Source organism: Phascolarctobacterium faecium DSM 14760 (assembly GCF_003269275.1).
GTDB classification, from domain to species: domain Bacteria; phylum Bacillota; class Negativicutes; order Acidaminococcales; family Acidaminococcaceae; genus Phascolarctobacterium; species Phascolarctobacterium faecium.
Map to the genome: position 1 here is coordinate 1,990 of NZ_QLTS01000017.1, position 3,377 is coordinate 5,366.

The window sequence follows — 3,377 nt, forward strand, 5'->3', positions numbered from 1 at the left end:
AACTTTTTGAACCTTGAAAACCATATAGAAGAGACAAACAGTTTATTACGAAAATGATGAGTGAGTAGTAATAGACACAAACCTCTAATCAAAATGCTATATTTGATGAGAGTTAACGAGAAAAAAGTCTAGGAACGTAAGTTTCTTAGCAGCTGAAAAGTCAAGCTACTAAGGGCATACGGTGGATGCCTAGGCGCCAAGAGCCGAAGAAGGACGCGGTAAGCTGCGAAAAGCCACGGGGAACTGCAAGCAAGTATTGATCCGTGGATATCCGAATGGGGAAACCCGGCCATCGTCATGGATGGTCACCCGCAAGGGAGGGAACCTGGGGAACTGAAACATCTAAGTACCCGGAGGAAGAGAAATCAAACGAGATGCCCACAGTAGCGGCGAGCGAAGAGGGCAGAGCCCAAACCGAGAAGCTCCGGCTTTTCGGGGTTGAGGACCGGCAGAATCGAAGTCAGGCCTAGTTGAATTACCTGGAAAGGTAAGCGAGAGAGGGTAAAAGCCCCGTAGACGAAAGGCAGAGCAGAGAGGCCGAGATCCAGAGTACCACGAAGCACGAGGAATTTTGTGGGAAGCAGGGGGGACCACCCTCCAAGGCTAAAAACTACTTGGCGACCGATAGCGCATAGTACCGTGAGGGAAAGGTGAAAAGAACCCCGGGAGGGGAGTGAAATAGTACCTGAAACCGTATGTCTACAAGCAGTCGAAGCGAAAGCGACGGCGTGCCTATTGAAGAATGAACCAACGAGTTATCTGCACTAGCGAGGTTAAGTGGAAGACACGGAGCCGCAGCGAAAGCGAGTCTTAAGAGGGCGCTAGTTAGTGTAGGTAGACCCGAAACCGCAGTGATCTACCCATGTCCAGGTTGAAGCGCAGGTAAAATTGCGTGGAGGACCGAACCGGTGAGCGTTGAAAAGCTTTCGGATGAGATGTGGGTAGGGGTGAAATTCCAATCGAACGCGGAGATAGCTGGTTCTCCCCGAAATAGCTTTAGGGCTAGCCTGAGGTAGTAAGTATAGGCGGTAGAGCACTGATCGGGCTAGGGGCCGTAAAGGTTACCGAACCCTGTCAAACTCCGAATGGATATACTGTAGAGCCTTGGAGTCAGACTACGAGTGATAAGATCCGTGGTCAAAAGGGAAACAGCCCAGACCACCAGCTAAGGTCCCCAATGTCGTACTAAGTGGAAAAGGATGTGGGGTTTCATAAACAACCAGGATGTTGGCTCAGAAGCAGCCACCATTTAAAGAGTGCGTAATAGCTCACTGGTCGAGAGACCCTGCGCCGAAGATTCCCGGGGCTAAAGTACGAAACCGAAGCTGTGGCTGTATACGTAAAGTATACGGGGTAGGGGAGCGTTCCCATAGGGTAGAAGTCGAACTGGAAGGTTCGGTGGACTTGTGGGAAGTGAGAATGTTGGTATGAGTAGCGAAAAGAAAGGTGAGAATCCTTTCCACCGAAAGCATAAGGATTCCTGAGCAACGATCGTCGTCTCAGGGTAAGTCGGGACCTAATCCGAGGCAGAGAGCGTAGGAGATGGACAACTGGTTGATATTCCAGTACCGGTAGTAATTGTTTGAGCAATGGAGTGACACAGAAGGGCAGGCAAGCATGCGAATGGAAGAGCATGTGTAAGCGTGTAGGGTGGTGCATAGGCAAATCCGTGCACTGAAAGCCTGAGGCGTGATGCGGAGTGAGCAGAGATGCGAGCGAAGTTGTTGACCCCACACTGTCGAGAAAAGCTTCTAGTGAGAGAGCTACCGCCCGTACCGTAAACCGACACAGGTATGCGGGGAGAGAATCCTAAGGTGCGCGGGAGAACCCTCGTTAAGGAACTCGGCAAAATGTACCCGTAACTTCGGGATAAGGGTAGCCACTGTTGTGAAGTCCCATGCGGATGGAGCATAGAGTGGTCGCAGAGAAGAGGCCCAAGCGACTGTTTACCATAAACACAGGTGCCTGCTAAAGCGAAAGCTGACGTATAGGTGCTGACACCTGCCCAGTGCCGGAAGGTTAAGGAAGGATGTTCGGATTAGTCCAAAGCATTCGACTGAAGCCCCGGTGAACGGCGGCCGTAACTATAACGGTCCTAAGGTAGCGAAATTCCTTGTCGGGTAAGTTCCGACCCGCACGAAAGGTGTAACGATTTGGGCACTGTCTCAACGAGGGACCCGGTGAAATTGAAATACCTGTGAAGATGCAGGTTACCCGCGACTGGACAGAAAGACCCCATGGAGCTTTACTGTAACCTGACATTGGGTTTTGATACATTACGTACAGGATAGGTGGGAGGCATGGAAAGCTGGACGCTAGTCTGGCTGGAGCCGACGTTGGGATACCACCCTTGATGTATTGAAATTCTAACCGCGAGAGTAACGAAATCCGGGACAGTGTCAGGCGGGCAGTTTGACTGGGGCGGTCGCCTCCGAAAGAGTAACGGAGGCGCCCAAAGGTTCCCTCAGCGCGGCCGGAAATCGCGCGAAGAGTGTAAAGGCAGAAGGGAGCTTGACTGCGAGTCAAACACGACGAGCAGGTACGAAAGTAGGGCTTAGTGATCCGGTGGTACCGAGTGGAAGGGCCATCGCTCAACGGATAAAAGCTACCCTGGGGATAACAGGCTAATCTCTCCCAAGAGTCCATATCGACGGGGAGGTTTGGCACCTCGATGTCGGCTCATCACATCCTGGGGCTGAAGTCGGTCCCAAGGGTTGGGCTGTTCGCCCATTAAAGTGGTACGTGAGCTGGGTTCAGAACGTCGTGAGACAGTTCGGTCCCTATCCATCGCGGGCGCAAGAGATTTGAAGGGGGCTGCTCCTAGTACGAGAGGACCGGAGTGGACGAACCGCTGGTGTACCAATTATCCCGCCAGGGGTACAGTTGGGTAGCTACGTTCGGAAAGGATAAACGCTGAAAGCATCTAAGCGTGAAACCAGCCTTAAGATGAGATCTCTCATAGAGCAATCTAGTAAGACACCTTAAAGAAGATGAGGTTGATAGGTCGGGAGTGTAAGTACAGCAATGTATTGAGCGGACCGATACTAATATGTCGAGGGCTTGACTTAAGTGAAACCCTGACAGAGGCAAGCGCAAGCGAAGCCAATGGCAGGAAAGGTTGAACTTATATCGAAAAAGCGACCTAAGGGGAGCGTTTTCGATGAAAGTGAATCGCCGAAAAGAAGTAAAAACACACAGCAAACTCAAAAGTTTGTACTCTTCTATATAGTTTTGAAGGCTTAAAGACCTTCTGAAACAATCCGGTGGCGATAGCTAAGGGGATCCACCTGTTCTCATCCCGAACACAGTAGTTAAGCCCTTAAACGTCGAAAGTACTTGGCTGGAAGCGGCCTGGGAGGATAGAAAGCTGCCGGTTA

At 51.1% G+C, this 3,377-nt stretch carries 2 rRNA genes; both read left to right on the forward strand.

Annotation, left to right across the window (positions count from 1 at the left end):
* Positions 1-158: 158 nt before the first annotated feature.
* Positions 159-3,068, forward strand: a 23S ribosomal RNA gene (locus C8D73_RS11110).
* Positions 3,069-3,259: 191 nt separating this feature from the next.
* Positions 3,260-3,376, forward strand: a 5S ribosomal RNA gene (rrf, locus tag C8D73_RS11115).
* The last annotated feature ends 1 nt before the right edge of the window (position 3,377 follow it).